24 protein-coding genes are annotated in these 22,081 nt (G+C 62.1%); 16 read left to right on the forward strand and 8 right to left on the reverse strand.

Annotated elements, in window-relative coordinates; genetic code table 11:
* Window positions 1–80: 80 nt before the first annotated feature.
* Window positions 81–617 carry a DUF2301 domain-containing membrane protein gene (locus AB5Y67_RS19755; RefSeq protein ID WP_005357578.1) on the forward strand — a complete coding sequence of 179 codons (537 nt, stop codon included), beginning with the start codon at window positions 81–83 and terminating at the stop codon, window positions 615–617.
* On the opposite strand, the gene AB5Y67_RS19760 is transcribed toward AB5Y67_RS19755, so the two are convergent.
* The gene (locus AB5Y67_RS19760) at window positions 614–1,018 is read right to left on the reverse strand and encodes a CBS domain-containing protein (RefSeq protein ID WP_040070053.1); all 405 of its coding nucleotides are present in this window, start codon (window positions 1,016–1,018) and stop codon (window positions 614–616) included. The two genes, AB5Y67_RS19755 and AB5Y67_RS19760, sit on opposite strands and share 4 nt — an antisense overlap.
* Window positions 1,019–1,181: 163 nt before the next feature.
* Here AB5Y67_RS19760 and AB5Y67_RS19765 point away from each other — a divergent pair, with 163 nt between their 5' ends.
* Window positions 1,182–1,886 carry an SDR family oxidoreductase gene (locus AB5Y67_RS19765; RefSeq protein ID WP_199427698.1) on the forward strand — a complete coding sequence of 235 codons (705 nt, stop codon included), beginning with the start codon at window positions 1,182–1,184 and terminating at the stop codon, window positions 1,884–1,886.
* On the opposite strand, the gene AB5Y67_RS19770 is transcribed toward AB5Y67_RS19765, so the two are convergent.
* Window positions 1,812–2,387, reverse strand: a complete 576-nt coding sequence (locus AB5Y67_RS19770) for a 2-amino-4-hydroxy-6-hydroxymethyldihydropteridine diphosphokinase (RefSeq protein WP_199427699.1) — start codon at window positions 2,385–2,387, stop codon at window positions 1,812–1,814. The two genes, AB5Y67_RS19765 and AB5Y67_RS19770, sit on opposite strands and share 75 nt — an antisense overlap.
* 124 nt (window positions 2,388–2,511) lie before the next feature.
* On the opposite strand from AB5Y67_RS19770, the gene AB5Y67_RS19775 reads away from it, so the two are divergent.
* The 4 genes from AB5Y67_RS19775 to AB5Y67_RS19790 all read left to right on the forward strand — a co-directional run bounded on the left by AB5Y67_RS19775 (window position 2,512) and on the right by AB5Y67_RS19790 (window position 5,909).
* A complete protein-coding gene (locus tag AB5Y67_RS19775; RefSeq protein ID WP_005339800.1) occupies window positions 2,512–2,604 on the forward strand; it encodes a YnhF family membrane protein in 93 nt (30 codons plus the stop codon).
* A gap of 103 nt (window positions 2,605–2,707) precedes the next feature.
* Entirely contained in the window at window positions 2,708–4,108 is a 1,401-nt protein-coding gene (locus tag AB5Y67_RS19780) for a HAMP domain-containing sensor histidine kinase (RefSeq protein WP_042657344.1), read from the forward strand.
* Between the two features lie 5 nt (window positions 4,109–4,113).
* Window positions 4,114–4,632, forward strand: a complete 519-nt coding sequence (locus AB5Y67_RS19785) for a hypothetical protein (protein WP_040070048.1) — start codon at window positions 4,114–4,116, stop codon at window positions 4,630–4,632.
* The gene (locus AB5Y67_RS19790; RefSeq protein ID WP_005339807.1) at window positions 4,629–5,909 is read left to right on the forward strand and encodes a sigma 54-interacting transcriptional regulator; all 1,281 of its coding nucleotides are present in this window, start codon (window positions 4,629–4,631) and stop codon (window positions 5,907–5,909) included. Before AB5Y67_RS19785 ends, AB5Y67_RS19790 begins: the two co-directional genes overlap by 4 nt.
* Window position 5,910: 1 nt before the next feature.
* Here AB5Y67_RS19790 and AB5Y67_RS19795 read toward each other — a convergent pair whose 3' ends face one another.
* Entirely contained in the window at window positions 5,911–6,393 is a 483-nt protein-coding gene (locus AB5Y67_RS19795) for a DUF1097 domain-containing protein (protein ID WP_005339809.1), read from the reverse strand.
* Window positions 6,394–6,762: 369 nt separating this feature from the next.
* Between AB5Y67_RS19795 and msrP the strand changes: the two genes are divergently transcribed.
* A complete protein-coding gene (gene msrP, locus AB5Y67_RS19800; RefSeq protein WP_005356348.1) occupies window positions 6,763–7,764 on the forward strand; it encodes a protein-methionine-sulfoxide reductase catalytic subunit MsrP in 1,002 nt (333 codons plus the stop codon).
* Window positions 7,755–8,381 (forward strand): protein-methionine-sulfoxide reductase heme-binding subunit MsrQ, encoded by a 627-nt coding sequence (msrQ, locus tag AB5Y67_RS19805; RefSeq protein ID WP_199427701.1) that lies wholly within the window; start codon window positions 7,755–7,757, stop codon window positions 8,379–8,381. Before msrP ends, msrQ begins: the two co-directional genes overlap by 10 nt.
* Here msrQ and AB5Y67_RS19810 read toward each other — a convergent pair.
* Window positions 8,378–8,626: a PepSY domain-containing protein gene (locus tag AB5Y67_RS19810; protein WP_199427702.1), complete on the reverse strand. Its 249-nt coding sequence runs from the start codon at window positions 8,624–8,626 to the stop codon at window positions 8,378–8,380. The two genes, msrQ and AB5Y67_RS19810, sit on opposite strands and share 4 nt — an antisense overlap.
* A 63-nt stretch (window positions 8,627–8,689) precedes the next feature.
* On the opposite strand from AB5Y67_RS19810, the gene AB5Y67_RS19815 reads away from it, so the two are divergent.
* The 4 genes from AB5Y67_RS19815 to AB5Y67_RS19830 are packed head-to-tail and all read left to right on the forward strand — an operon-like array spanning window position 8,690 to window position 11,555.
* Entirely contained in the window at window positions 8,690–9,028 is a 339-nt protein-coding gene (locus AB5Y67_RS19815) for a PepSY domain-containing protein (RefSeq protein ID WP_005341875.1), read from the forward strand.
* A gap of 21 nt (window positions 9,029–9,049) precedes the next feature.
* Complete coding sequence (locus tag AB5Y67_RS19820; RefSeq protein WP_005339826.1) at window positions 9,050–9,706, forward strand: response regulator transcription factor; 657 nt, start codon at window positions 9,050–9,052, stop codon at window positions 9,704–9,706.
* Entirely contained in the window at window positions 9,703–11,052 is a 1,350-nt protein-coding gene (locus tag AB5Y67_RS19825; protein ID WP_005339828.1) for a sensor histidine kinase, read from the forward strand. Before AB5Y67_RS19820 ends, AB5Y67_RS19825 begins: the two co-directional genes overlap by 4 nt.
* A gap of 41 nt (window positions 11,053–11,093) precedes the next feature.
* Window positions 11,094–11,555 (forward strand): hypothetical protein, encoded by a 462-nt coding sequence (locus tag AB5Y67_RS19830; RefSeq protein WP_005339830.1) that lies wholly within the window; start codon window positions 11,094–11,096, stop codon window positions 11,553–11,555.
* 85 nt (window positions 11,556–11,640) lie between these two features.
* Here the strand turns inward: AB5Y67_RS19830 and torA are convergent, their stop codons facing one another.
* Complete coding sequence (gene torA, locus AB5Y67_RS19835; protein ID WP_199427703.1) at window positions 11,641–14,121, reverse strand: trimethylamine-N-oxide reductase TorA; 2,481 nt, start codon at window positions 14,119–14,121, stop codon at window positions 11,641–11,643.
* A 23-nt stretch (window positions 14,122–14,144) separates the two neighbouring features.
* Window positions 14,145–15,275 (reverse strand): NapC/NirT family cytochrome c, encoded by a 1,131-nt coding sequence (locus AB5Y67_RS19840; protein ID WP_005339847.1) that lies wholly within the window; start codon window positions 15,273–15,275, stop codon window positions 14,145–14,147.
* A 276-nt stretch (window positions 15,276–15,551) separates the two neighbouring features.
* On the opposite strand from AB5Y67_RS19840, the gene AB5Y67_RS19845 reads away from it, so the two are divergent.
* The 3 genes from AB5Y67_RS19845 (at window position 15,552) to AB5Y67_RS19855 (ending at window position 20,113) form a co-directional block, all read left to right on the forward strand.
* Window positions 15,552–17,519 (forward strand): ATP-binding protein, encoded by a 1,968-nt coding sequence (locus tag AB5Y67_RS19845; protein WP_199427704.1) that lies wholly within the window; start codon window positions 15,552–15,554, stop codon window positions 17,517–17,519.
* A gap of 55 nt (window positions 17,520–17,574) precedes the next feature.
* The gene (locus AB5Y67_RS19850; RefSeq protein WP_199427705.1) at window positions 17,575–18,072 is read left to right on the forward strand and encodes a response regulator; all 498 of its coding nucleotides are present in this window, start codon (window positions 17,575–17,577) and stop codon (window positions 18,070–18,072) included.
* Window positions 18,073–18,139: 67 nt separating this feature from the next.
* A complete protein-coding gene (locus AB5Y67_RS19855) occupies window positions 18,140–20,113 on the forward strand; it encodes a DNA topoisomerase III (protein WP_199427706.1) in 1,974 nt (657 codons plus the stop codon).
* A 40-nt stretch (window positions 20,114–20,153) separates the two neighbouring features.
* Here AB5Y67_RS19855 and AB5Y67_RS19860 read toward each other — a convergent pair whose 3' ends face one another.
* Window positions 20,154–20,594: a DUF417 family protein gene (locus tag AB5Y67_RS19860; protein WP_139461831.1), complete on the reverse strand. Its 441-nt coding sequence runs from the start codon at window positions 20,592–20,594 to the stop codon at window positions 20,154–20,156.
* A 15-nt stretch (window positions 20,595–20,609) separates the two neighbouring features.
* A complete protein-coding gene (locus AB5Y67_RS19865; RefSeq protein WP_150390139.1) occupies window positions 20,610–21,143 on the reverse strand; it encodes a carboxymuconolactone decarboxylase family protein in 534 nt (177 codons plus the stop codon).
* 101 nt (window positions 21,144–21,244) lie between these two features.
* Between AB5Y67_RS19865 and AB5Y67_RS19870 the strand changes: the two genes are divergently transcribed.
* Complete coding sequence (locus AB5Y67_RS19870; protein WP_150390140.1) at window positions 21,245–22,075, forward strand: AraC family transcriptional regulator; 831 nt, start codon at window positions 21,245–21,247, stop codon at window positions 22,073–22,075.
* Window positions 22,076–22,081 lie beyond the last annotated feature (6 nt).

Here is a 22,081-nt window from a genome sequence, read left to right on the forward strand (position 1 = left end):
CTCCTGAGCCCGTTTGAAGATATTCCAAGACCTGATTCCAGTATATTGGATGGCACCTGATCCGTTAGAAGCGACTGTTTATGGCAAATCCTGAAATCGAGAGCCCGCTGGACGGGATCGACAAGTTGACCGTCTCGCTCTACCGCCTTGGCTTGAGTGCGGCAGCCCTGTTGCTGCTTTGCCGCGGTGCGGCGCTGCTGAGCGGGATGGCACTGCTCCCGTCGGCACAATGGTTGATGTCGCTGGCAGTGGCAAGCGCAATCTGCGGCTTCTCGCTGCATATCTACGACAAGCGGATTCGCCTGATTCTGCAGGGATTTGGTTGGGGCGCGTTGGCCCTGGCAGCGGTGGGAGCGCCGGATGCGCTGGTGCTGGGGGCGGCGTTGGCGACCCTCTCCGGGCTGGCGTTCAAGGAGCAGTTTTGCTTCGCCATTCCCGGCATCAAGCTGGTGCCCGTATTGCTGCCGGCGTTATGGTTGCTGGAGTGGTTGCGGGTGGAGTGGGCCGCCGCACTGGTGGCGCTGGTCTGCGGCGCCCTGTTGACCTTGCTGGCGCTGGCCAAGTGGCGGATGCCCCTGCACTTCGATATCGGTGACAAGGGGCGTTACCAGATCTAGGTCTGCTGGCACACCTTCATCTGCTGGTTGAGGGCCTGCATCACCTGACGGCGGCTGATGATGCCGATCACCTTGCCCTGTTGCAGCACCGGGTAGATCTTGGGCTTGGCATCGGCCATCTGGCGAGCCAGATCCAGAATGCTCTCATCCGGCCCGACCGAGAGGGGTGTGCGGTTCATCAGATCCTCCACCCGGGTGCGGGTATCGCAGTGGTAGCTGCCGGTGAGCAGGCTGGGAATGCAATCTTGTTCGGAAAGAAAGCCGATCAGCCGTTTCTGCTCATCCAGTACCGGCAGGCCGCCAAGACCCGATTGATGCAGGCGATCCAGCGCTTCTGCCAGGCCGAGTCCGGCAGTGAGGGAGTGGGTCAGGCGACCCATGTGGTGGTGTACTTTCAGCATGGTGGTGACTCCGCAAGAGGGGGGATGCCGCCACTATGACGCGGGTGGGTGGCCCGCGACCAATGGCTTGTGCCGCAGGGATTGATAGGCACAAGCCATCGGCGGTGATCCGCTGGCAGGCGGGCTTCGTTCATGCAAGACCATGAAAGGGAAAGGAGATCGTATGCGTGCATTGGTTACGGGCTGCGGCCGTCGACTCGGATTTTATCTCTGTGAACAGCTGGTGGCGGCGGGTTGGCAGGTGACGGGCAGTTATCGCAGCGAGCGGCCGGAGCTGGCCACGCTGGCTGCATTGGGGGTCGAACTGGTGCAGGCGGATTTTGGTCGGGAAGAGGACGTTGGCAAGCTGATCGATGTGCTGGCGACCCATCAGGATCTGACGCTGGTGATCCACAACGCCTCGGCCTTCGAGCCGCAGGCAACTGATCCGGCGGCGCAACTGGCCCAGTTCGAGCAGTTCTACCGGGTGCACATGGCGGCCCCCTTCCAGCTAAACCGGGCGCTGGCCCCCCAGCTGGCCAGCAATCCCAACGCCAGCATCATTCATATCACCGATATCTATATCCATGCCCCGGCCCCCCGTTTTGCCAGCTATGTGGCCACCAAGGCGGGAGCCCATTCGCTGGCCATGAGCTTTGCCCGAGACCTGGCGCCTGCGGTTCGGGTCAACACCATAGAGCCGGGCCCCATTCTGTTTCTCGACGAGCATGACGAGGCGTGGCGCCAGCAGGTGTTGGCAAAAACACCGCTGGCGCGGGAGGGGGGACTTGAGCCCATCTGGCAGGCGGTGCAGTTACTGATGGGGAACAGTTATATGACGGGGGCCAGCATCAAAGTAGATGGCGGGCGCGCGCTGGCTACCCTCTGAAGAATTGCCAAGCACCAGCGGCCCCAGCCCGACCTGCCGGGTCAGCAAGCCCTTGCCGGGTTTGAGCTTGCCCGACGGGGCGTGGAGCGTCACTTGCAGCGCCACCTTGGGGTCATGCACCTCGCCATGGCCGTAGAGCTCGGCCAGCAGCTCCGCCAGATAGGAATCGACCTCTGCCGAGGCAAAGTCACCGCTCCTGTTGCTGGCCAGAATATCGATGTCGAGCGGCCGGTCGTGCACCTTGCAGAGCGGATCGCTGCGATCCCGGCCGTGGGCCACCTCGAGGGCGACAAAGTGCTGCTTGAGGCGGGCGGCATCGAGCGGGCTCTCCACCACCAGCAGGCAGTTGAGAAAGTCGTGGCTGGAGTGCATTCCCACCGGCTTGGTGCGGATCACCGAACTCAGCCGCAGGGGGCCGACGTTCGCAAACAGCTCGGCCAGCGCGCGGCTGACATGAATATGCGGGTCAATATTGGAACCAATGCTACACAGATAGAACATGCTCACCTTCCCGGGGTTGGGCTCATCTGAAATGTATACGCAGCTCACGGTTATCGGATTAACTATGGCTTAACATTGTCTTATCTATTGTGATCCGGCACTGATTGGCAGAAAGGAGGTTTGCATGAGTGTGGAGCTGAAATGGGCGCTGTTGACCGCCTCGGGCGCGCTGGCGATGATCATGATTATCTGTCTGGCCTCTGTCGCGTTGGCGTGAATCACCACAATCCAGATAATACAAACCGGCCTGTTGGCCGGTTTTGTTTTTTGGGGCGGTGCGGCTATGCTGGCGCACCGGTGAGAATGCAAGAGAAGAGATGATGACCAAGGTTCGCCCACGCTCCCTGCTGCAGGTGGTATTGATGGGATTTGTGCTGGTATTGATGCCGCTGGGCGGCATGATCTGGCACAACAGCACCTCCCTTGCCCACCTCAGTCAGCTCACCAGCGACGAGATGGAGCGGGCGGTCAAGGATACCCGCCGCGCCACCCTGCTGACGGCGCAAGCCATCGATATCGAACGCACCTTGCGCCGCTTCGCGGTGCTGGGGGATCGCCGCAGTCTCACCAGCTACCAGCAGCAACTCGATGGTTATCGGGTGTTGCTGGCGGAACACCGCAACTCCATCACCGACGGCCAGCTTTACAGCGGGCTCGATCAGGGGCTGGCCTGGCTCGACAGCCTGCAGGATGCCGCGCTGGCCCGGGCGGCGGTAGCGGGGGACAAGCTCGAGCAGTTCAACGATGCCAACAAGCAGCTCGAAATAGTCACCCGCAGCCGGGTTGACGAACACATGGATCGGGTGCAGCTCACCATCGCCGGACTGACCAGTGAGCTCTGGTGGGTGAGCGGTGCGGTGGCGGCGCTCAGCCTGCTGATGGTCTTTATCTTCACCTACCTCATCATCCACCCGGTACGACAGATTGAGTCGCGCATCTTGAGTCTGGGTGCCGGGGTCGAACCCGATCCCAAGCCGGTTGACGGCCCTGCCGAGCTGGTATTGTTGGGGGAGCGGATCGTCTGGCTGCACGACAAACTCAAGGAGCTGGAGCTGCAGAAATACCAGTTCCTGCGTCATGTTTCCCACGAGCTCAAGACCCCGCTGGCGGTGCTGCGGGAGGGGACGGATCTGCTCTGCGAGCAGCTGGTCGGGCCTTTGACGCCGGATCAGCTGGAGATCTGCCAGATGCTCGACGAGAACAGTCGGCGCCTGCAGACCCTGATCGAGCGGCTGCTCGACTTCAACCGGCTCAGTCAGCAGGAGGCCTTCGAACTGGAGCCCGTCCCCCTGCTGCCGATGTTGTCGGAACTTTCTGCCGAGTACCGGCTGGCATTGGAGTCCAAGCAGATCCGTGTACACTTGCCGACCGTGCCGGTTACCCTGTGGGCGGAGCCCTACCGGCTACGGCTGATCCTCGATAACCTCTTCTCCAACGCCGTCAGTTACGGCGCCAGCGGGGGCAATATCTGGATCAGGGCAGGGCAGAATGAACAGATAAGCTGGCTGGAAGTGGCCAACGAGGGGCCCAAGATCCCCGTGGCCGATCAGCAACGCATTTTTGAACCCTTCGAGCAGGGCAGCACTGTGCGGCAAGGTCTCTTGAAAGGCTCGGGCATGGGCCTCTCCATCGCCCGTGAGTCTGCCAACAGCCTGGGGGGGGAACTGGTTCTGGTAGAGGATGAACAGGCTGATGTCTGTTTCAGGTTGACGTTGAAATGAGGACTATGAAGATACAACGCGTATTTCCAGCTCTGATGGCAGGGCTGCTCGCGGGTTGCTCCTTGCTGCCGCAACAGGCACAGCGGGAGTCCTCCGATATCGCTTTTGCCAAGCGGATGGAGTTTGCCAACAAGGAGATGCAGGTGCGTCTGCAATACTCCGACTGGCTGCTGGCCAGTCACCCCCAGCAACGGGTGCAGGAGCGTCAGCGTCTGAAAGGGGCCGACGATCTGGAGAGCCGGGTCAGTCTGGCCATGGTTGACTCCCACCCCGCCGAGTCGGTGGCCAATCGCACCGCCGGTCTGGCGCGCCTGAAGCAGATGTTGCCCGAACTGGGTCTCGATGCGCAGGCCTTTTTACGTAGCTGGATCGCCCTTGGCGAGCAGCTGCTGGCTCGCGACAGCCGTCGCGATGACCAGAGTCAGGAGATCCAGCGGCTGCGCCGCCAGATCGAGCAGCTGACCGCTATCGACGACCAGCTCAACCAGCGCAAGCTGAACGAGAATCGTGAGGTAATACCATGAGCCGGATCCTGTTGGTGGATGACGACGTCAGCCTGCTCAAACTGATGAGCATGCGGCTGCGTAGTCAGGGTTATGAAGTGGATACCGCCGACAGCGCGGAAGGAGCCCTCGACCGGTTGCGTCAGCAACGGGCCGATCTGGTGCTGAGCGATCTGCGGATGGCCGGCATGGACGGTCTGGCGCTGTTCGAGCGGATCCAGGCCCAGTGGCTGGGTTTGCCGGTGATCATCATGACCGCCCACGGCACCATCCCGGACGCCATTCAGGCGACCCGCTCCGGCGTATTCAGCTTCCTGACCAAACCCATCAACAAGGATGAGCTGTTCGCCACCATCGAACATGCGTTGAGTCTGACGCGGCCGAAACAGCAGCAGGAGTGGCAGTCGCTGATCCTGACCCGCAATCCTCAGCTGGAGCAGCTGCTGATCCAGGCTCACAGCATTGCGACCATGGAGGTACCGGTACTGATCATGGGGCCGTCAGGCTCCGGCAAGGGGGCGATGGCGCAGGCGCTGCACCAGGCCAGCCAGCGGCGCGACAAGCCGCTCCATACCATCAACTGTGCCGCCATTCCGTGGGCGTCACTCGACTTGCAGCTGTTTGGTGAAGATGGCCAGTCCGGTCTGTTCGAGCAGGCCAAGGGGGCGACCCTGTTTCTCGACGAGATTGGCAGCCTCTCCGAATCCCTGCAGGCCAAGCTGCTGCAGGTGATGGAGGAGTATGGTCAGGGCACGCCGGAGGTGAGGGTGCTCAGCTCCAGCCATCAGGATCTGGTCAAGGCGATGGAGGAGGGGCGCTTTCGGGAAGATCTCTTCTACCGTCTCAACGTCGCCAATATCACCTTGCCGTCTCTCAGTGCCCGCAGTGAGGATATCCCCCTGCTGGCCCGTCAGGCGCTCGACGATTACCGCAGCCGCCACAGCGATTGCGCCGCCATGGGTTTTTCGCCCGAATCGCTGGCGATGCTGGCGGCCGCTGCCTGGCCTGGCAACGTGCGCCAGCTCTGTAACGTGGTGGAGCAGCTCGCCAGCCTCTGTTGCAGCCCGGTGATCGGGGTCTCCATGGTGGAGTCCGCCCTGAGTGGCGGCGGCGGCGGCATCCCCTCGTTCAACGAGGCGCGGGCCGAATTCGAGAAGGAGTATCTGATCCGTTTGCTGCGCACCACCGAGGGCAACGTGACCCTGGCGGCCAACATGGCGGGCAGAAACCGTACCGATTTTTACAAGTTATTGAATCGGCACGGTATCGAAGCTGCAAACTTCAAATCGAAGGGATAAATCAGGCGGGATCAACTACCGCCGGAGCGGCATCGGCTTTCTGGGTTTTATGGGAGAGCCAGAGGCCGCTCGCCTTCATCAGGTAACCGAACAAGGCGCCAATGATGAGGGAGGGCAGGATCAGCCGCCACTCGCCAGCCGCCCCGAAGGTGGCACAGCAACCGGCAAAGGTGCCGGGAATGTAGCCGAGCCACTGCTGCTTGGCCTGTACGCACATCAGGGTGGCGACCACCCCCGTCATCACATAACCCGCCACACCCGCTCCCCACAGACTGTCGCCATGGATCAGCAGCAGTGCCCACAGCATGCCGCTGGTGTTGCAGAAGATGGTTTGCAGCAGCGCCTTGTAGCCGCCGCTTGACGCGAAATAGCTGGTGCAGCCGAGAAAGCCGACCCAGGAGATAAGGCCAAATGCGACGGCAATCCAGCCCCAGACGGCGGAGAGAATTCCAGTGGTGATGGCGATGGCGATCAGTGGGCTCATGGGGGCGACTCTTCAGTTGGCTTCGCAAAATGGGCAGCCTACCCCCGGCAATCGGGGCGGCAAGCGGGGGCCGAATTGTGTGTGATCTTCATCACCCTTTTCAACTCAGGAATACGCTTGCGCTCGCGAAAAAAATTCATTGGTGACCGGCCTGACAGTCGGCCATAGTTAGAGGCCCTGTCCTGCTCATGGAGTGAGTCTGATGGCGCCAAATGTGATCGTTCCCCTGCTGGTGTTCGTAGTCCTGTTTCTGGTCGGCACCATGGCCAAGGCACTGCCCCTGCACCACATGATGTAAATTTGTGTGAAATAAAAATCTGCCGGGGCGGGTCTTATCCATACTGCCTCACTCAGCCCCGGGAGTTTTTCATGTTGATCAAGCGTCGTACCGCCCACCCCCTCACCGAACAGGATGTCACCCCGGAAGCCGTCTATCAGGACCGCCGCCTTATTCTCAAGGGGCTGGGTCTGGGCGCGGCCACCCTGGCGTTTCCCACTCAGGCCGGTGTACTCGATCTGCTGCGCGGTAAAGAGGATGCTCCCCAGTTAGCCACCAAACCGCTCAACAGCAAGCCTGCCGAGCGCCCGGCCAATCTGGTACTGACACCGGAAGAGAAGGCCACCAGTTACAACAACTTCTATGAGCTGGGCACCGACAAGTCCGACCCGGCTCGCAACGGCCATTACCTCAAGCCCGAACCCTGGACCCTCAAGGTGGAGGGGGAGGTGGCCAAGCCTTTTACCCTCGATGTGTGGGATCTCATCAACAAAAGCGAGCTGGAGGAGCGGATCTACCGGCTGCGCTGCGTCGAAGCCTGGTCCATGGTACTGCCCTGGAACGGCATCTCGCTGGCAGAGATCATCCGCCGTGCCGAGCCCACCAGTCGCGCCAAGTTTGTCGCCTTCGAAACCCTGTTTGACCCGAAGCAGCTGCCGGGGCAGGCCTCCAGTCTGGGGGGCGGCATCGAGTATCCCTACGTCGAAGGGCTGCGTATCGACGAGGCGATGCACCCTCTCTCTTTCCTTGCGATGGGGCTCTACGGCAAGACCCTGCCCGCCCAGAATGGCGCGCCGATCCGGCTGGTAGTGCCGTGGAAGTACGGCTTCAAGAGCATCAAGAGCATCGTCTCGATCCGGCTGGTGGAGGAGATGCCGCCAACCACCTGGAACCTGCTGGCTCCCAACGAATATGGCTTCTACGCCAACGTCAACCCGCAGGTGGATCACCCGCGCTGGAGTCAGGCCAGCGAGCGTTTCATCGGCGAAGGCGGAGTGTTTGGCGCCAAGCGTCAGCCGACCCTGATGTTCAACGGCTATGGTGACGAAGTCGCCTCGCTCTATCAGGGGATGGATCTGCGCCAATGGTACTGAGATTGAAACCGGCCCATATCAGCGGCTTGCGGGCGCTGGTGCATCTGGGCTCCCTCGGCTTCCTGCTTTGGCTGGGTTTTGCCATTCCGGCAGGTCTGCTGGGGGGCGATCCTGTGCCCGAGCTTATCCACTACCTCGGCAAGGGGGCGCTCAACCTGCTGCTGCTCACCCTGCTGGTCTCGCCGCTGGCCAAGCGCTGGCGGCAGGGGCAGCTTATCAAGCTGCGCCGCCCCCTCGGGCTCTGGTGTTTTGCCTGGGCGCTGCTCCACTTTATGGCGTGGCTGGGGCTGGATCTGCAGTTTGACTGGGGTCTGATTGGCGGCGAGCTGGTCAAGCGCAGTTATATCGTGGTGGGGATGGTGGCCCTGTTGCTGCTGGCCGCCCTCAGCATCACCTCGCTGCCCGTATTGCAGCGCAGCATGGGCGCCGCATGGCAGAAGCTGCACAACTGGGTCTATGCCATCGCCCTGCTGGTGCCGGTGCACTACTGGTGGTCGCTCAAGAGTGGTTGGGGGGAGCCCCTCATCTACCTGCTGCTGGCCTGCGCCCTGCTCTGGCCGAGACGGGAGAAACTGCTGCGCCCCATGCGGGGGCGCTGGAATGCAAAAGAGGCCTAATCGGCCTCTTGTTGTTTGATCTCGCCAGTGTAGGCATCGACGATAAGATGCACCTTCTGATCCTGGCGATTGAGGGTTTTGACCTCGAATTTGTCCCCTTCCAGCTCCACTTCCCGAATGTCGTGATACCCTTGCGCCAGCAGGAGTTTGACCAGCCCGGCCATGTCGAGACGGCTCTGTGCCGCCCAGCATGTGGCACTCAACAGGCAAAGGATCAGCAGGAAACTGCGCGGGATCATATTCATTCCGGATTCATGGCTGGCAGACTATAAACGCCATTATGTTAGGTTTTTGGAGATGAATCATCCATGAATAGAGCGCTCCCTCTGCTTGGGTTATTGCTGCCGTTGCTGGCACAGGCGGTCACGCCTGATGAAGCCCAGCTGCAGCAAGCTGTCCATGAGGGACGGGTTCGGCCCTTCCATGAAATGATGGAGGTGGCGGCCAGATTGCCGGTGCGGGTGTTGCGGGTGGATCTGGGGGAAGAGGATGGTATCTGGCTCTATGAACTGCGAGTCATCGATCGGGAAAACAGCGTAATCAAGGTGGCCTATCGGGCTGACAACCTTGAGCTGGTGTGGGCCAAGGGCCACCATCTGGAGCGGCTGTTCGAACCGCCAAAGCCCCCGGTCGAGGATGATGAATAACCCCTGTGTGGAAGCCTGTTCATGCGAATTCTGATTGTTGAAGACGAAAAAATTCTGGCTGGCCAGCTGGCCGAACAGCTGCGCCTCTCCGGCTTTGTCACCGACCTCTGCCACGATGGCAACGAGGCCGGCTTCCTCGGTGAGACCGAACCCTATGACGCCATCATTCTCGACCTCGGCCTGCCGGGGCGCGATGGCCTGAGCGTGCTGAAAGAGTGGCGCAGCAAGGGGATCGATACCCCTGTGCTGGTGCTGACCGCCCGTGGTCAGCTGCACGAGAAGATCGAAGGGCTCAACGCCGGTGCCGATGACTACCTTACCAAGCCGTTCCAGGTGGCCGAGCTGGTGGCGCGAGTCCATGCGCTGGTGCGCCGGGCGGCAGGCAACGCCAGCTCCATTCTGGAGATTGGTGGGGTGCGGCTCGACATGGCTGCGTCGCAGGTGTGGTACGAAGGGACTCCCATCAAACTGACCGCCCACGAGTTCCGGGTGCTGGGTTACCTGATGCAGCACAGGGGCAAGGTGGTATCGCGCAGCGAGCTGATCGACCACATCTATGCTCAGGATTTTGACCGTGACTCCAACACCGTGGAGGTGTTCATCGGCCGGATCCGCAAGAAAACCAACCCCGATCTGATTGAGACAGTGCGCGGCCTCGGGTACCGGATCAACGAATGAGGCTGGTCAGAACCCTGCGGGGGCGACTGGTCGCCATCGCGCTGGTGTGGTGCGGGCTGTTTCTGTTCGCCACCGGTTTCAGCCTGCAGACCATGATGCGCAACTACTGGCAGGAGGCGGAGGCCGACGGCCTGCGCCTGCAGCTTTATGATCTGCTCTCTCGGCTGGAAGTGGCCAAAACCGGCCTGCCGGTGGTCACCGGCTCCCTCTCCGATCCCCGCTTCAATCAACCCTACTCCGGCTACTACTGGCAGCTGGAGCTGGGCCGCGATGTGGTGGGGCGCTCCCGCTCCCTGTGGGATACCAACCTGAAGAGCGATGGCCTCAAGTCGGCGTTTGGCGATCCCGACCTCTTTGTCGGCAAGGGGCCCAACAAGGAGCCGCTGCTGATCATGACCCGTACCGTGCTGCTTCCAGGTTCTGATCGGGTCTTCACTCTGGTGATGGCCAAGGACAGCAGCGCCCTGACCCAGACCCTCAACAAGACCCGCATCAGCCTGTTTCTCGGTCTCGGCTTTGCTGCCGCCGGTCTGGTGCTCGGCTTCATGTTCCAGATCGTCTACGGTTTGCGGCCGCTGCACCTGCTGCGCCGCGAATTGGGGCGGGTTCACGAGGGTCATCAGGAGGGGTTCCGGTTGCGCTATCCGCTGGAGATCCAGCCGCTGGTGGAGGATATCAACCGGCTGCTGCACCACTACGGCGAGCTGCTGCAGCGGGCGCGATCCCACACCGGCAATCTGGCCCACGCCCTCAAGACGCCGCTCAGCATCATGCGCAATCAGGTGGCTCAGTTGCCACCGGAGGATCAGGCTGCCATCGGCGAGCAGCTCGACCAGATCCAGCGTCATATCGATTACCACCTCGGCAAGGCACGGGTGACCGGCGCCGCCAAGATTCTCGGGGTCTCGACCCCGGTGCGGGCGCGGGTGGAGTATATCTGCCGCGCCTTCTCCCGCCTCTATCCGGGCAAGACGGTGGACCTGCAGGTGCCCGCCAATCTGGCGGTCGGGGTGGAGGAGCAGGATTTCGACGAGATGGTGGGCAATTTGCTGGAGAACGCCTTCAAGTGGTCCGCCAGCGAGCTGCGTATCTCCAGCGCCGAGCTGGGGGGCTGGATCACCCTGCGTATCGAGGATGACGGCCCCGGCATGAGCGAGGATCAGATCGCCAAGGCGGTGCTGCGCGGGGTGCGGCTCGACGAGAAGGTACCGGGCTCGGGCCTGGGCCTCAATATCGTCTCCGATCTGGCGGAAGCCTATCGGGGCAGTTTCATCATGGGCCGCGCCGAACTGGGCGGTCTGGCCGCCTCCCTCTCGTTGCCCAAGGTGGCAAGAGTCGAGAGCTAGGCATAACATATGGCATTTGTTTTAGCCTGAGGAAGAGAAGCATGACCGACGATCCGTGGGCACTGTGTCACCTTGACGATTCGTTTGATGCCTCTGTGCTGGGGGTCAAGGGCGCCCAGATCCAGTGGTTTGAAGACAGGGATGGCCTGATCGCGTTCCTTCTGGAAGATTTTGTCGACCTGCTGGCCGATGTGGGCGAGCTGGATGAAGAGCAGACCGAGCAGGCGCGCGAGCGCTTCACCCTGCTGGTGGAGCAGAGCTTCGACGATCGCACCCTGATGGATGCCATCAACGATCTCGCCTCCGGCCTGCGCCGCATCGCCTGGTTGGGGCCGCTCTCGGAGCTGGCCGAGATCAGCGACGAGTTTGCCTCCGGCCTGCGCCGCTATTTCTGGAGCCAGTACGACGGGGATGAAGATGACCCGGACGCCTGGGTGCCGGAAGAGCTGTGGCCGCAGCTGGTTGAGTGCGCGCAGGAGTATATGGAGGAGGGGGAGTTCTAAACCCGTCCCGACCATGCCTGCGCTTTGGCAGACAGATAAAGAAACGGCGCCTTGATGGCGCCGTTTTTATTGGGTGGCAATCGCCTTAGCCGTTGGCCGGTATCGCGTGGGCGGTGTTGGCCAGCACCGAGCCTGTGTACTTCTCGATCTGCAGCTGGGCCATGTGGCCGCAGTTGCCCTGAGCCAGACTGGACGAGCCTTCGTCGAAGGTGAGGCAGTTGACGTTGCCGTTCTTGCAGATGCTACCCACTTCACCCGGCTTGGCTGGGTCGTACCAGGCCCCTTCGCAGATCCGCACCACCCCTTGGCGCACATCCTCGGAGAGCAGGGCGCCCACCAGGATCTGGCCGCGCTCGTTGAAGGCGCGCACCAGATCCCCCTGGGCGATGCCACGAGCCTTGGCATCCAGCGGATGGATCATGATCGCCTCGCGGTCGGCGATGGCGAACTTGTCCCGCAGCGGGGTGTTGTCGAGCTGGGAGTGCAGCCGCTGGGTCGGGTGGGAGGTGTTGAGCGACAGCGGATAGCGCCCTGCCACCTCGCTCTTCACCCACTCCTTGGGCTCATACCACTTGGGATGGCCGGCACAGTCGGCGTAACCCATCCCCGCCACCGTGTTGGAGAAGATCTCGATCTTGCCGGACGGGGTGCCGAGCGGGTTGAGCAGCGGATTCTCGCGAAAATCGGCGTGACGGATCCACTGGCGGTTGGCCTCGGGGATCGGGAAGCGGATGTAGTTGTTGGACTCCCAGAACATGTTGAACGGCGGCAGCGCGACGCGGGCGCCGCGGGCCTGCGCCGCCATGCCGTCGTACATCTGCTTGAGCCACAGCATCTCGTCCTTCCCTTCGGTGTACTGCTCCTGCACGCCCAGCTTGGCGGCGATGGCGCTGAATATGTCGAAGTCATTGCGGGACTCGTGCTGGGGCGGGACGCACTGGTGCATCGGGAACACATAGCGCTGGGAGTAGTCGCCGCCCATCTCCAGATCGTTGCGCTCGTAGCTGGTGGTGACCGGCAGCACGATATCGGCGTGCTTGGCGGTAGCGGTCCAGTAAGGCTCGTGAACGATCACGGTCTGCGGCTTGCGCCACGCTTGCAGCAGGTTGTTGGTGTCCTGATGGTGGTGGAAGGGGTTGCCGCCCGCCACGTAGACCAGCTTGATGTCCGGATAGGTCACCTTGCGGCCGTTGAAGTCGATGGTCTTGCCCGGATTGGCGAGACAGTCGGCGATGCGGGCCACCGGGATCGGAGCCGGGCTGTTCTTCGGTGCGTTGCCGGCGGAGATACCCGCCAGAATGCCACCCTTGGCGGTGGGGCTGCCACCGGAGGAGTAGTGGTAGCTGAAGCCGTAGCCGCCGCCCGGCAGGCCGATCTGGCCCAGCATGGAGGCCAGAGTGACCAGCATCCAGTTTGGCTGTTCACCATGCTGCTGACGCTGCATCCCCCAACCGGCCATGATCATGGTGCGCTTGGCGGCCATGTCGAGAGCCAGCTGGCGGATCACCTTGGCATCGACGCCGCAGACGGTGCTCGCCCACTCGGCGCTCTTCGGTTGGCCGTCATCCTTGCCGAGCAGGTAGTTCAGGAACTTGTCGAAGCCGACGGTGTAGCGATCGAGGAAAGCCTGATCGTGCTTCTTCTCGCTGTAGAGGGTGTGGGCCACACCCAGCATCATGGCCACGTCGGTGTAGGCGTTCGGCGCAATCCACTCGGCGCCGACCAGCTTGGCGGTCTCGTTGTAGATGGGATCGATGCTGATGACGCGGGTGCCCTTCTCTTTCAGCGCCATGAAACCGGCCTGACCTTCGTGGTCCGGTATGTTCCAGCTGTTCTTCAGGGTGACCTGAGCGTTGACCCCCCACAGCACCACCAGTTCGGCGTTCTCGACCACGTTGGGCCAGGCGGTCTGCTGCTCGTACACCTCGATGGAGCCCATCACATGGGACATGATCACCTGAGCCGCACCGGTGGAGTAGTCACCGGCATAACCGGTGAAGCCACCGGAGAGGTTCATCAAGCGGTGCAGCAGGGTGCGGCTATTGTGGAACATGCCGACGCTCTTCCAGCCGTAGGAACCGGCGTGGATCGCCTGCGGGCCGAAGTCACTCTGTACGCGCTGGATCTCACCGGCCACCAGTTCGATCGCCTTGTCCCAGCTCACTCGCACCCACTCGTCGGCGCCGCGCAGCTCCGGCTTGGCCCCCGGGCCATGCTCCAGCCAGCTCTTGCGTACCATGGGGTATTTGATGCGGTTCTTGGCGTGCACCTGGAACGGCGCCATGTCGATGAGATCGTTCGGCGCCGGATCATCGGCCACCGGCTGGACGCGCACCATGCGGCCATCTTCGACGATCGCCTCGAAAGCCCCCCAGTGGGCGCCGGTCAGAATGCCCTTCTGGGCGGGCACCAGGGTCGGGAACTGACTCAATGCGGTGCTGATGGCTTGTGCCAGCGCACTCTTGGGAAAAATGCCGCCGAGCAGGGGCAGGGCTGCGCAGGCGCCGAGCCCCTTGAGCAGGTTGCGGCGGGACAGATTGGTCTTCTTGTCATTGAAAAAAGTCATAACGGTTTTCCTCTGTGCCAGCCTTAGTGGGCCGCGCTCATGTCACTGGCGTGTTTCTGGACATACTGGGTCAACATGCGAGCCTGTTCCGGGGTCAGGGAGGTACGAGATTCCATCCCCTTGATAACGCCGATCCACTGGTTGGCATTGAAGTGATCCAGCGCGGTGAGGCCGTGGCAGCCGGTACAGTTGTTGGACATCAGGGTGGAGGCGTATTGCCACAGCTTGCCCTGATCGCCGATGAGCTGGCTCTGGTCGACCCAGGCGGTCAGCTTGACCTGATGCCAGGTGAGGTTGGTGGCGCTGTCGGTTTCGCTCTGGCCGGTGACCAGCGCTTTCTTGGCGGCATCGCCGACCAGTACGCTGAGGATCCGTTTGCCCGGTGCAGCGTAGAATACTTCGCTCACACCATCCTGTTGCCAGCCTTCGATCTGCACCTTGGCGCGGCCGTTTTCGTTGGCCAGCACTTCCACCTTGGTGGAGGGCATCAGGGTGCCTTCGTCGGTCTTGGCGGCGGCATCGAGGAACAGCGGGGTGGTGGCGATGGCGTAACGGGTGGTGACGTTAGCTGGGGTCTGGGCCGCAGCCTGTGCCAGCTCGCTGGCACCGGCGGCAGCCAGGCCGCTCATGTCAGGCATGATGTGGGCGACACCGCGGTGGCAGTCGATACAGGTCTGGCCTTCCTTGATGGCGACCGGGTGCTCGGCACGGGCATTGGGGCGCTGGGCCAGAATGTCCATCGCCTCGTAGCTGTGGCAGCTGCGGCAGGTGGCGGAGTCGTTGGCTTTCAGCTCGTCCCAGACGGATTGAGCCATCCGCAGCTTGTGGGCTTCATACTTTTCCGGGGTATCCAGCGTGCCGATCGCCTCGTGATAGATATCCTTCACGGCGCGGATCTTGGTCCACAGGTAGGAGGTGGGGTCGCCCGGGATGTGGCAGTCGGCGCACTCGGCGCGGATCCCCTTGGTGTTCTGGAAGTGGACACTGCCCTGATACTCGGCGAGCGGAGTCTGCATGGAGTGGCAGGAGACGCAGAATTCGGTGGAGCTGGTCTTGTGCAGCACGGTCACGGTGACACCCAGTGCCGCGACACCCAGCAGGGCCCCGAGCAGCAGGAGCCAGAACCAGGTTTTTCTTATCAGTTTTCCAATCATGGCGGCGTTTTCCTACGGTCAATAATTACCTACATAGTACTAGTCCAATAGTAGTAGTAATGATAGGGATAAGGCGTTGACCTTCATCATGGTTTATATTTTTGATTGTTGTCACATTTTGTCTTTTGTTTCGCTATTGATACATTTGTCGAATTAAATTCAGTTGTTTTCTATTTTATCTATTTGTTCACTTTCCGCGACAGCTGTTAGCCCCCTCGCAAAACCCCACAAGATTCGCTGATATAGTGAGCAGTGAGCCTCAACGGAGTGTCGCTGATGAGCCCTTTCTCACTGCTGTGTGTCGCCGCCAACGTGCAACTGCTGGCCGAATTCGAACAGGAGTTGGCTCCGCTGCTCGGCCATTTCGCGTTGGTGGTGGTGGTCGGTCAGGGATCGGCTGAGCTGGCCTTGGACGAGCTGGATCGCAAGGGGCAGCCACCCGCCGTGGTGGTGTGTGACAGCGAGCTGGGGGATGGGCGAGGGGCCGATTTTCTGATCCGCCTCGGCAGCCGTCACGAGGCGTGCCGCAAGATCCTGCTCGGCAGCCAGCCGGAGATGAAATCGATCATCGAGGCGGTCAACCTCGGTCGTCTCGACTACTACCTGCAACGCCCCTGGCGCGATGGCAGCCTGCGCCGGGCGGTGATCGAGCAGGCGAGCCACTTTGTATTGCAGCGCCCCGAGGCGGACCTGCTGAGCTATGCCGCCGTGCTCGACAACCAGAAGCTGCTGCGAGCCCATGTCGATCGCCAGTTGGCCGCCTATCGGCAGGGCTTTATGGATTACACCCACTGCAGCGATGAAGAGCTGTCGCGGGTGGTGATCGACGGCCTCTACCAGTTTTTCGAGGGCAATGACGAGGAGCGGGTCTGCCGCCACTACAGCCCGGGCCATGTGCTGACCCGCGAGGGGGAGCCCAACAGCTTCCTCTGGTTTATCGCCAAGGGGGAGGTGGTGCTGCGCAAGCGGGACGAGCAGGGGATCGATCAGGAGGTGGTGCACTACCGTACCGGCTCGCTGGTGGGGGGCATGTCCTTCGTCACCGGCGAACCCGCCTTCACCACCGGCGTGACCCTGACCGGTGCCGAGGTGATCAAGCTCGACAAGCTGCAATTCTCCCGGGTGATGCAGGCGCGCAGCGAACTGCTCCCCTCCTTTACCAACCTGCTGCTGCGCCACTTCAACCGCCGTCTGCAAAACAGCATCCGCACCGAGATGCGGCTGCAACAGACCCTCAACTCACTCGATGCCGCTCACGCCCAGCTGGTGGAGAGCGAAAAGATGGCGATGCTGGGTCAACTGGTGGCCGGTGTCGCCCACGAGCTGAACAACCCGGTGGCGGCCATTATCCGTGGCAGCGAGACCTTACGGGCCGCCATCCCAGATCTGGTCAATCTCGAGCTGCCAGCAACCATCAAGGGGCTGGGCAACCAGACCCTCTGTCAGGCGCTCTCCTCACAGCCGGTCTCGACCAGCGAGATCCGTGACAAGACCCGGCTGGCGGAGGGGCGCTTTGGTGATCGCCAGCAGGCGCGGCTGGCGGTACAGATGAATCTGGATGACGAGCTGAACTGGCAACGCTGGTTTGCCAGCCGCACTGCCGACGAGCGGGAGGCGCTGCTCTCCCGGCTGGAGCTGTTCCAGCAGACCGGCAGCTTCCTGCGCAATATCGAAGTGTGTGCCCGTCGCATCGGCGATCTGGTCAAGAGCCTCAAGCAGTATGCCCGGCAGGATCGGGCCGAGCCCTCGCTGGTAGACCTGCACGAGGGGCTGGAAGATACCTTGATGATTTTCGAAAACCGCCTCAAGCATCATGAGCTCTGCAAGGAGTACCAGCCGTTGCCGCTGGTGCGTTGTCACCCCATCGCCCTGCAACAGGTGTGGACCAACCTGATCGCCAACAGTCTGGATGCCATGAGCGGCTCGGGGCGACTCACCATCCGCACCGGGTTGCTGGATCCCGAGTGGGTCATGGTGGAGATCGAGGATAGCGGTTGCGGCATCGAGCCCGAGCTGTGGCAGCGGATCTTCGATCTCAACTTCACCACCAAGCGGGAGGGCCATTTCGGCCTCGGTATCGGTCTGAGCGTCTCGCTGCAGATAGTTCAGCAGCACCACGGCCGGATTGAGGTGGACTCGGCGCCGGGCCGTTACACCCGGATGCGGGTCTGTCTGCCGCTGGATGGCATGGGGCAGGCCGGTTACGGGGGCGAACCTCATCACAACAAAGAGCATGCGGCCTGAGCCGTCGCCAGCATCAATCGCGCGGCGTGCCAAACCATGTCGCCAAGGAGGAGCAATGAACAAACACTATCTGATCCTGTGTGTGGACGATGAGCGGGAGGTGCTGGATGCGGTGATCCACGATCTCGCCCCGTTCCGTTCCCACTTCGAGCTGGAAGCCGCCGAGAGCGTTGATGAGGCGCGTGCGGTGGTGGAGGAGTGGGAGCGCGACGGCAACAAGCTGGCGCTGATCCTCTGTGACCACATCATGCCGGGAACCCTGGGGGTCGATTTTCTGGTGGAGCTGAACCGGCGAGCCTCCACCCGGGCCAGCCGCAAATTGCTGCTGACCGGACAAGCGGGGCTTGAGGCCACTGTCGAGGCGGTCAATCGCGGCGGGTTGCACTACTACCTTGCCAAGCCGTGGAAGCTGGAGACCCTGCAAGAGGCGGTGCGCGAACAGCTGACCGACTACCTGCTGGCGGAAGATGGCGAAAATGCCTTCCACTATGCGCCGCTGCTCAATCAGGCGCGGCTGTTTGCCGCCATCCACGAGCACCCGTTTGACGAATAGGGGCAGTTGGGCTTTCGCGGTGGCAGTTGTATACTGTCTGCATATACAGTATTGCAGGTAGCCACCGATGCGACTCTTTATCGCCGAGAAGCCCACGCTGGGCCGCGCCATTGCCGATGCCCTGCCCAAGCCCCACAAGAAGGGCGACGGTTTTATCGAAACAGCCCAGGGGGATGTGGTCACCTGGTGCATCGGCCATCTGCTGGAGCAGGCCGAGCCCGATGCCTATGACGCCGCCTTCAAGCAGTGGCGGATGGAGCATCTCCCCATCATCCCCGCCCAGTGGCAGCTGGTGGCCAAGCCCAAGACCAAAACCCAGCTCACCGTCATCAAGCGGCTGATCAAGCAGGCCGACTGCGTGGTCAACGCCGGTGACCCGGACAGGGAAGGGCAGTTGCTGGTGGATGAGGTGATCGACTTTCTCGGCTACCCGAAATCCAAGCCGGTGCAGCGCTGCCTCATCAGCGATCTCAACCCGCCTGCGGTGCGCCGCGCCCTCGAGAAGCTGAGGGATAACAAGGAGTTCGTGCCGCTGGCGGTTTCCGCACTGGCCCGCAGTCGGGCCGACTGGCTCTACGGTATCAACATGACCCGCGCCTACACCCTGCTCGGGCGCAAGGCGGGTTGCAGCGAGCTGCTCTCGGTCGGTCGGGTGCAGACCCCGCTGCTGGGGCTGGTTGTGCGGCGGGATCTCGAGATCGAGGCCTTCGTGCCCAAACCCTTCTACGAGGTGCTGGCCCATCTGCTGACCGATAGCAACGAGCGCTTCACCGCCAAGTGGCTGCCATCGGAAGCCTGCCTGCCGTGGCAGGATGAGGAGGGGCGGGTTCTCAATCGGGCGCTGGCCGACAAAGTGGTGAGCCGGATCAACGGCCAGTCCGCTCAGGTCGAATCGGTGGAGGAGCAGGCCCGCAAGCAGGCGGCGCCGCTGCCCTACAACCTCTCCAGCCTGCAGATCGATGCCGCCAAGCGCTTCGGCATGGATGCCAAGCGAGTGCTCGACATCTGCCAAAGCCTCTACGAGCGCCACAAGCTCATCACCTATCCGCGCTCCGATAGCCGCTATCTGCCGACCGACCATTTCAAGCGGGCCGAGCAGGTGCGCGGCGCCATCGCCGCTACTGCGCCCGCGCTGGCCAAGGCGGTGAGCGAGGCAGACGGCAAGATCCGCAGCAAGGCGTGGAACGACAGCAAGGTGGATGCCCACCACGCCATCATCCCCACCGAGAAGCAGGGCAACCCCGCCACGCTGGGGGCCGACGAGGCGAAGCTCTATGGCCTGATTGCCCGCCAGTATCTGCTGCAGTTCTATCCCCCGTTCGAATACAACGACAGCAAGGTGCTGCTGCGCATCGCCGGTGGTCTGTTTCAGGCAAAGGCGCGGCGCATTCTCAAAGCGGGCTGGAAGGCACTGCTCGGGGTAGAAGAAGATGACGACGAAGAGAAAGCGGGCACGCTGCCTGCCCTGAAAGAGGGAGAGCAACTGCTGTGCGAGCGGGGCGAACTGCAGGAGAAGATGACCCAGCCGCCCAAGTCGTTCACCGATGCGACTCTGCTGGCGGCCATGACCGGCATCGCCCGCTATGTGCAGGATCCCGAGATCCGCAAGACCCTGCGCGACACAGACGGCCTCGGCACCGAAGCGACCCGGGCAGGCATTATCGACCTGCTGTTCAAGCGCCGCTTTCTGGTGCGTCAGGGCAAGAGCATCAAGGCGACCCCGACCGGGCGGGCGCTGGTTCAGGCGTTGCCAGCCACCGCTACCACGCCGGATATGACTGCGCTGTGGGAGCAGAGCCTTGGCCAGATCGCCGAGCGCCACGGCAGCTACCAGCAGTTTATGGGGCCGCTCACCGAGCAGCTCAACGGTCTGATTGAAGGGGCGCGACAGGATTCCGGCGCCAGCTTCAGCGCCCTGCCCAAGGAGGCGCCGGGTGCCGGCAAGCGGCGTTTTACCAGGCGCAAGAGTCCGGCGGCCAGCACGACTGGCGGGCCCCGACCGCGCAAGACGGCCAGCAAGCGCCAGACCAGGGCGGCATAACGAAAAAAGGCGCCCATCCCGGGCGCCAAAGGCATTGTTGTCAGGCTGCCTGAGTGGACAAGCTGGCACGGATCCTGTGCTGGTAGTGCAGAACCACACCGAGAAACACCAGATCCTTGAACAGGAAGAACTCGGTGACTGGCACGCCATCAACCACTTTCCAGACACCTGTCAGAGTCAGCAGGAAGCTCAGCGTCGCCAGGAAGGTGACGATAGCCCCCATGCTGCACCAGTAACCGATGCGAGGTTGCCACAGACCCACGACCAGTCCGATGGCGATCACTATCTCGACCACCCCGATCAGGTTCGATACGCTCTGTTCCGACAGGGGGCCATAGAGCCAGCTCATCAAGGGGTGGCTGGCTACCAGTGGTTTGATGGCGGCTGCCTCGGTCGGGGTAAACTTGAAGACGCCGATCCAGAGCAGGGTCATTACCACGCCCGCCAGGGCGACCAGAAAGCCTTTGTCATGTTGTTGCATGGGGGGGCTCCTTGTTTAAGGGGTCAGAGTGACGGGCGGGAAGTCGATCTCGGTCGCTGCCAGGTGGTTGCCATAGTTGGTCAGGGTATTGACGACCACCTGGCCGAGCACCTCCAGCAGCAGCTCGTCATCTACGCCTGCGGCCCGGGCTCTAGCAAGCTGCTCGTCACTGATCACTCCGCGCTGACTGACCAGCGCCGTTGCCAGTTGCAGCAGGGCGTGATCAAGGGGAGCCGAGGCTTGGCCGAGCCGGGCAGCCCGGATCTCCTGGGCCGAGAATCCGGCCTTGCCCGCCAGTAGTGTGTGGGCAGACAAACAGTATTGGCAGGCGTTGGCTTGACCTATGGCCAGTGCCAGCAACTCCCGTTGTGGGGCAGTGAGACGCCCCTTGCCAAGCGCCTCGGCAAAGGCCAGGAAGCCATTGAGCAGGGCTGGCGAGTGGGCCAGGGTGGCGTAGAGGTTGGGCACCATACCCAGATTGCGTTGCAGGGTGGCCAGGGTCTGGGCGGCTGCGGGTTGCGGTTGGGATACGGGTTGGATACGGCTCATGATCTTCTCCTGTGGTAGTGAAGGTACGGGAGACAGTGTGCCGTCATTCGTGATACGTTTTATCACTCATCGTCTGCAAATAAATACTATTCGTCTCAAATATGGATCCGCTCTCTGCCCTGTTGGTTCATGCCTCCCCTGAAGCCAAGATCTTCTTCGCCGGCAACCTGTGCCAGAACTCCTCCAGTGATGATTATCCGAGTGGCGGACATCTTCATCTGCTGCGCAGTGGCGCCGTCATGTTGCGTGAAGAGGGGGGAGCAAGCTTGCTGCTCGAGGAGCCGACCCTGATCCTGTTCCCTCGGGGACGTCCTCACAAGCTTGAACCCAGAACGCTGGGGGGTTGTGATTTGGTGTGCGCCAATGTCGCATTCGGCAAGGGGGGCGCATCGCCGTTGCAACTGGCATTACCGGGCTCGCTGCTGCTGCCGCTAAGGGAGTTGCCTGCCCTGACGCCGGTGCTGAACCAGTTGTTTGACGAGGCGTTTCACCCCCGCTACGGGCAGGATCCGCTGATCTCCCGCTTGCTGGAGGTACTGTTGATCCTGCTGCTGCGTCATCTGGTCGAGCAAGGGGTGTGTCAGCAGGGGATGCTGGCAGGTATTTCCGATCCCCAGTTGGCCAAGGCGATCTCGGTGATGCATCAGCGTGAGGATGAACCCTGGACGGTGGCCACGCTGGCGCGGGAGGCCGGCATGTCGCGGGCCCGCTTTGCCGCGAGGTTTCAGGAGCGGGTCGGTCAAGCGCCGCTTGGTTATCTGACCCACTGGCGCATGGCGCGCGCCTGCCAGCAACTGCTGGTGGGGGAGCCTATGGCGCAGGTGGCGCTGGGGGCGGGGTATAGCAGCAGTGTTGCCTTTGGTCGGGCATTCGAGCGGGAGCTGGGGATGAGCCCGGGGCGCTGGCTCAAGGCGCAGCAACAAGCTGAATAAAAAACG

The organism is Aeromonas sp. s12, assembly GCF_040907925.1.
Classification (GTDB): Bacteria; Pseudomonadota; Gammaproteobacteria; order Enterobacterales; family Aeromonadaceae; genus Aeromonas; species Aeromonas veronii.

Excerpts from the sequence above, each read along its gene's own strand:
- AB5Y67_RS19780 (WP_042657344.1), top strand. The coding sequence starts at position 2,708 with ATGACCAAGGTTCGCCCACGCTCCCTGCTGCAGGTGGTATTGATGGGA.
- AB5Y67_RS19830 (WP_005339830.1), top strand. The coding sequence starts at position 11,094 with ATGACCGACGATCCGTGGGCACTGTGTCACCTTGACGATTCGTTTGAT.
- AB5Y67_RS19845 (WP_199427704.1), top strand. The coding sequence starts at position 15,552 with ATGAGCCCTTTCTCACTGCTGTGTGTCGCCGCCAACGTGCAACTGCTG.
- AB5Y67_RS19785 (WP_040070048.1), top strand. The coding sequence starts at position 4,114 with ATGAAGATACAACGCGTATTTCCAGCTCTGATGGCAGGGCTGCTCGCG.
- AB5Y67_RS19790 (WP_005339807.1), top strand. The coding sequence starts at position 4,629 with ATGAGCCGGATCCTGTTGGTGGATGACGACGTCAGCCTGCTCAAACTG.
- AB5Y67_RS19775 (WP_005339800.1), top strand. The coding sequence starts at position 2,512 with ATGAGTGTGGAGCTGAAATGGGCGCTGTTGACCGCCTCGGGCGCGCTG.
- AB5Y67_RS19850 (WP_199427705.1), top strand. The coding sequence starts at position 17,575 with ATGAACAAACACTATCTGATCCTGTGTGTGGACGATGAGCGGGAGGTG.
- AB5Y67_RS19865 (WP_150390139.1), bottom strand. The coding sequence starts at position 21,143 with ATGAGCCGTATCCAACCCGTATCCCAACCGCAACCCGCAGCCGCCCAG.
- AB5Y67_RS19815 (WP_005341875.1), top strand. The coding sequence starts at position 8,690 with ATGAATAGAGCGCTCCCTCTGCTTGGGTTATTGCTGCCGTTGCTGGCA.
- AB5Y67_RS19755 (WP_005357578.1), top strand. The coding sequence starts at position 81 with ATGGCAAATCCTGAAATCGAGAGCCCGCTGGACGGGATCGACAAGTTG.
- AB5Y67_RS19810 (WP_199427702.1), bottom strand. The coding sequence starts at position 8,626 with ATGAATATGATCCCGCGCAGTTTCCTGCTGATCCTTTGCCTGTTGAGT.
- AB5Y67_RS19765 (WP_199427698.1), top strand. The coding sequence starts at position 1,182 with ATGCGTGCATTGGTTACGGGCTGCGGCCGTCGACTCGGATTTTATCTC.
- AB5Y67_RS19795 (WP_005339809.1), bottom strand. The coding sequence starts at position 6,393 with ATGAGCCCACTGATCGCCATCGCCATCACCACTGGAATTCTCTCCGCC.
- AB5Y67_RS19840 (WP_005339847.1), bottom strand. The coding sequence starts at position 15,275 with ATGATTGGAAAACTGATAAGAAAAACCTGGTTCTGGCTCCTGCTGCTC.
- torA (WP_199427703.1), bottom strand. The coding sequence starts at position 14,121 with ATGACTTTTTTCAATGACAAGAAGACCAATCTGTCCCGCCGCAACCTG.
- msrP (WP_005356348.1), top strand. The coding sequence starts at position 6,763 with ATGTTGATCAAGCGTCGTACCGCCCACCCCCTCACCGAACAGGATGTC.
- AB5Y67_RS19760 (WP_040070053.1), bottom strand. The coding sequence starts at position 1,018 with ATGCTGAAAGTACACCACCACATGGGTCGCCTGACCCACTCCCTCACT.
- msrQ (WP_199427701.1), top strand. The coding sequence starts at position 7,755 with ATGGTACTGAGATTGAAACCGGCCCATATCAGCGGCTTGCGGGCGCTG.
- AB5Y67_RS19820 (WP_005339826.1), top strand. The coding sequence starts at position 9,050 with ATGCGAATTCTGATTGTTGAAGACGAAAAAATTCTGGCTGGCCAGCTG.
- AB5Y67_RS19870 (WP_150390140.1), top strand. The coding sequence starts at position 21,245 with ATGGATCCGCTCTCTGCCCTGTTGGTTCATGCCTCCCCTGAAGCCAAG.
- AB5Y67_RS19860 (WP_139461831.1), bottom strand. The coding sequence starts at position 20,594 with ATGCAACAACATGACAAAGGCTTTCTGGTCGCCCTGGCGGGCGTGGTA.
- AB5Y67_RS19825 (WP_005339828.1), top strand. The coding sequence starts at position 9,703 with ATGAGGCTGGTCAGAACCCTGCGGGGGCGACTGGTCGCCATCGCGCTG.
- AB5Y67_RS19770 (WP_199427699.1), bottom strand. The coding sequence starts at position 2,387 with ATGTTCTATCTGTGTAGCATTGGTTCCAATATTGACCCGCATATTCAT.
- AB5Y67_RS19855 (WP_199427706.1), top strand. The coding sequence starts at position 18,140 with ATGCGACTCTTTATCGCCGAGAAGCCCACGCTGGGCCGCGCCATTGCC.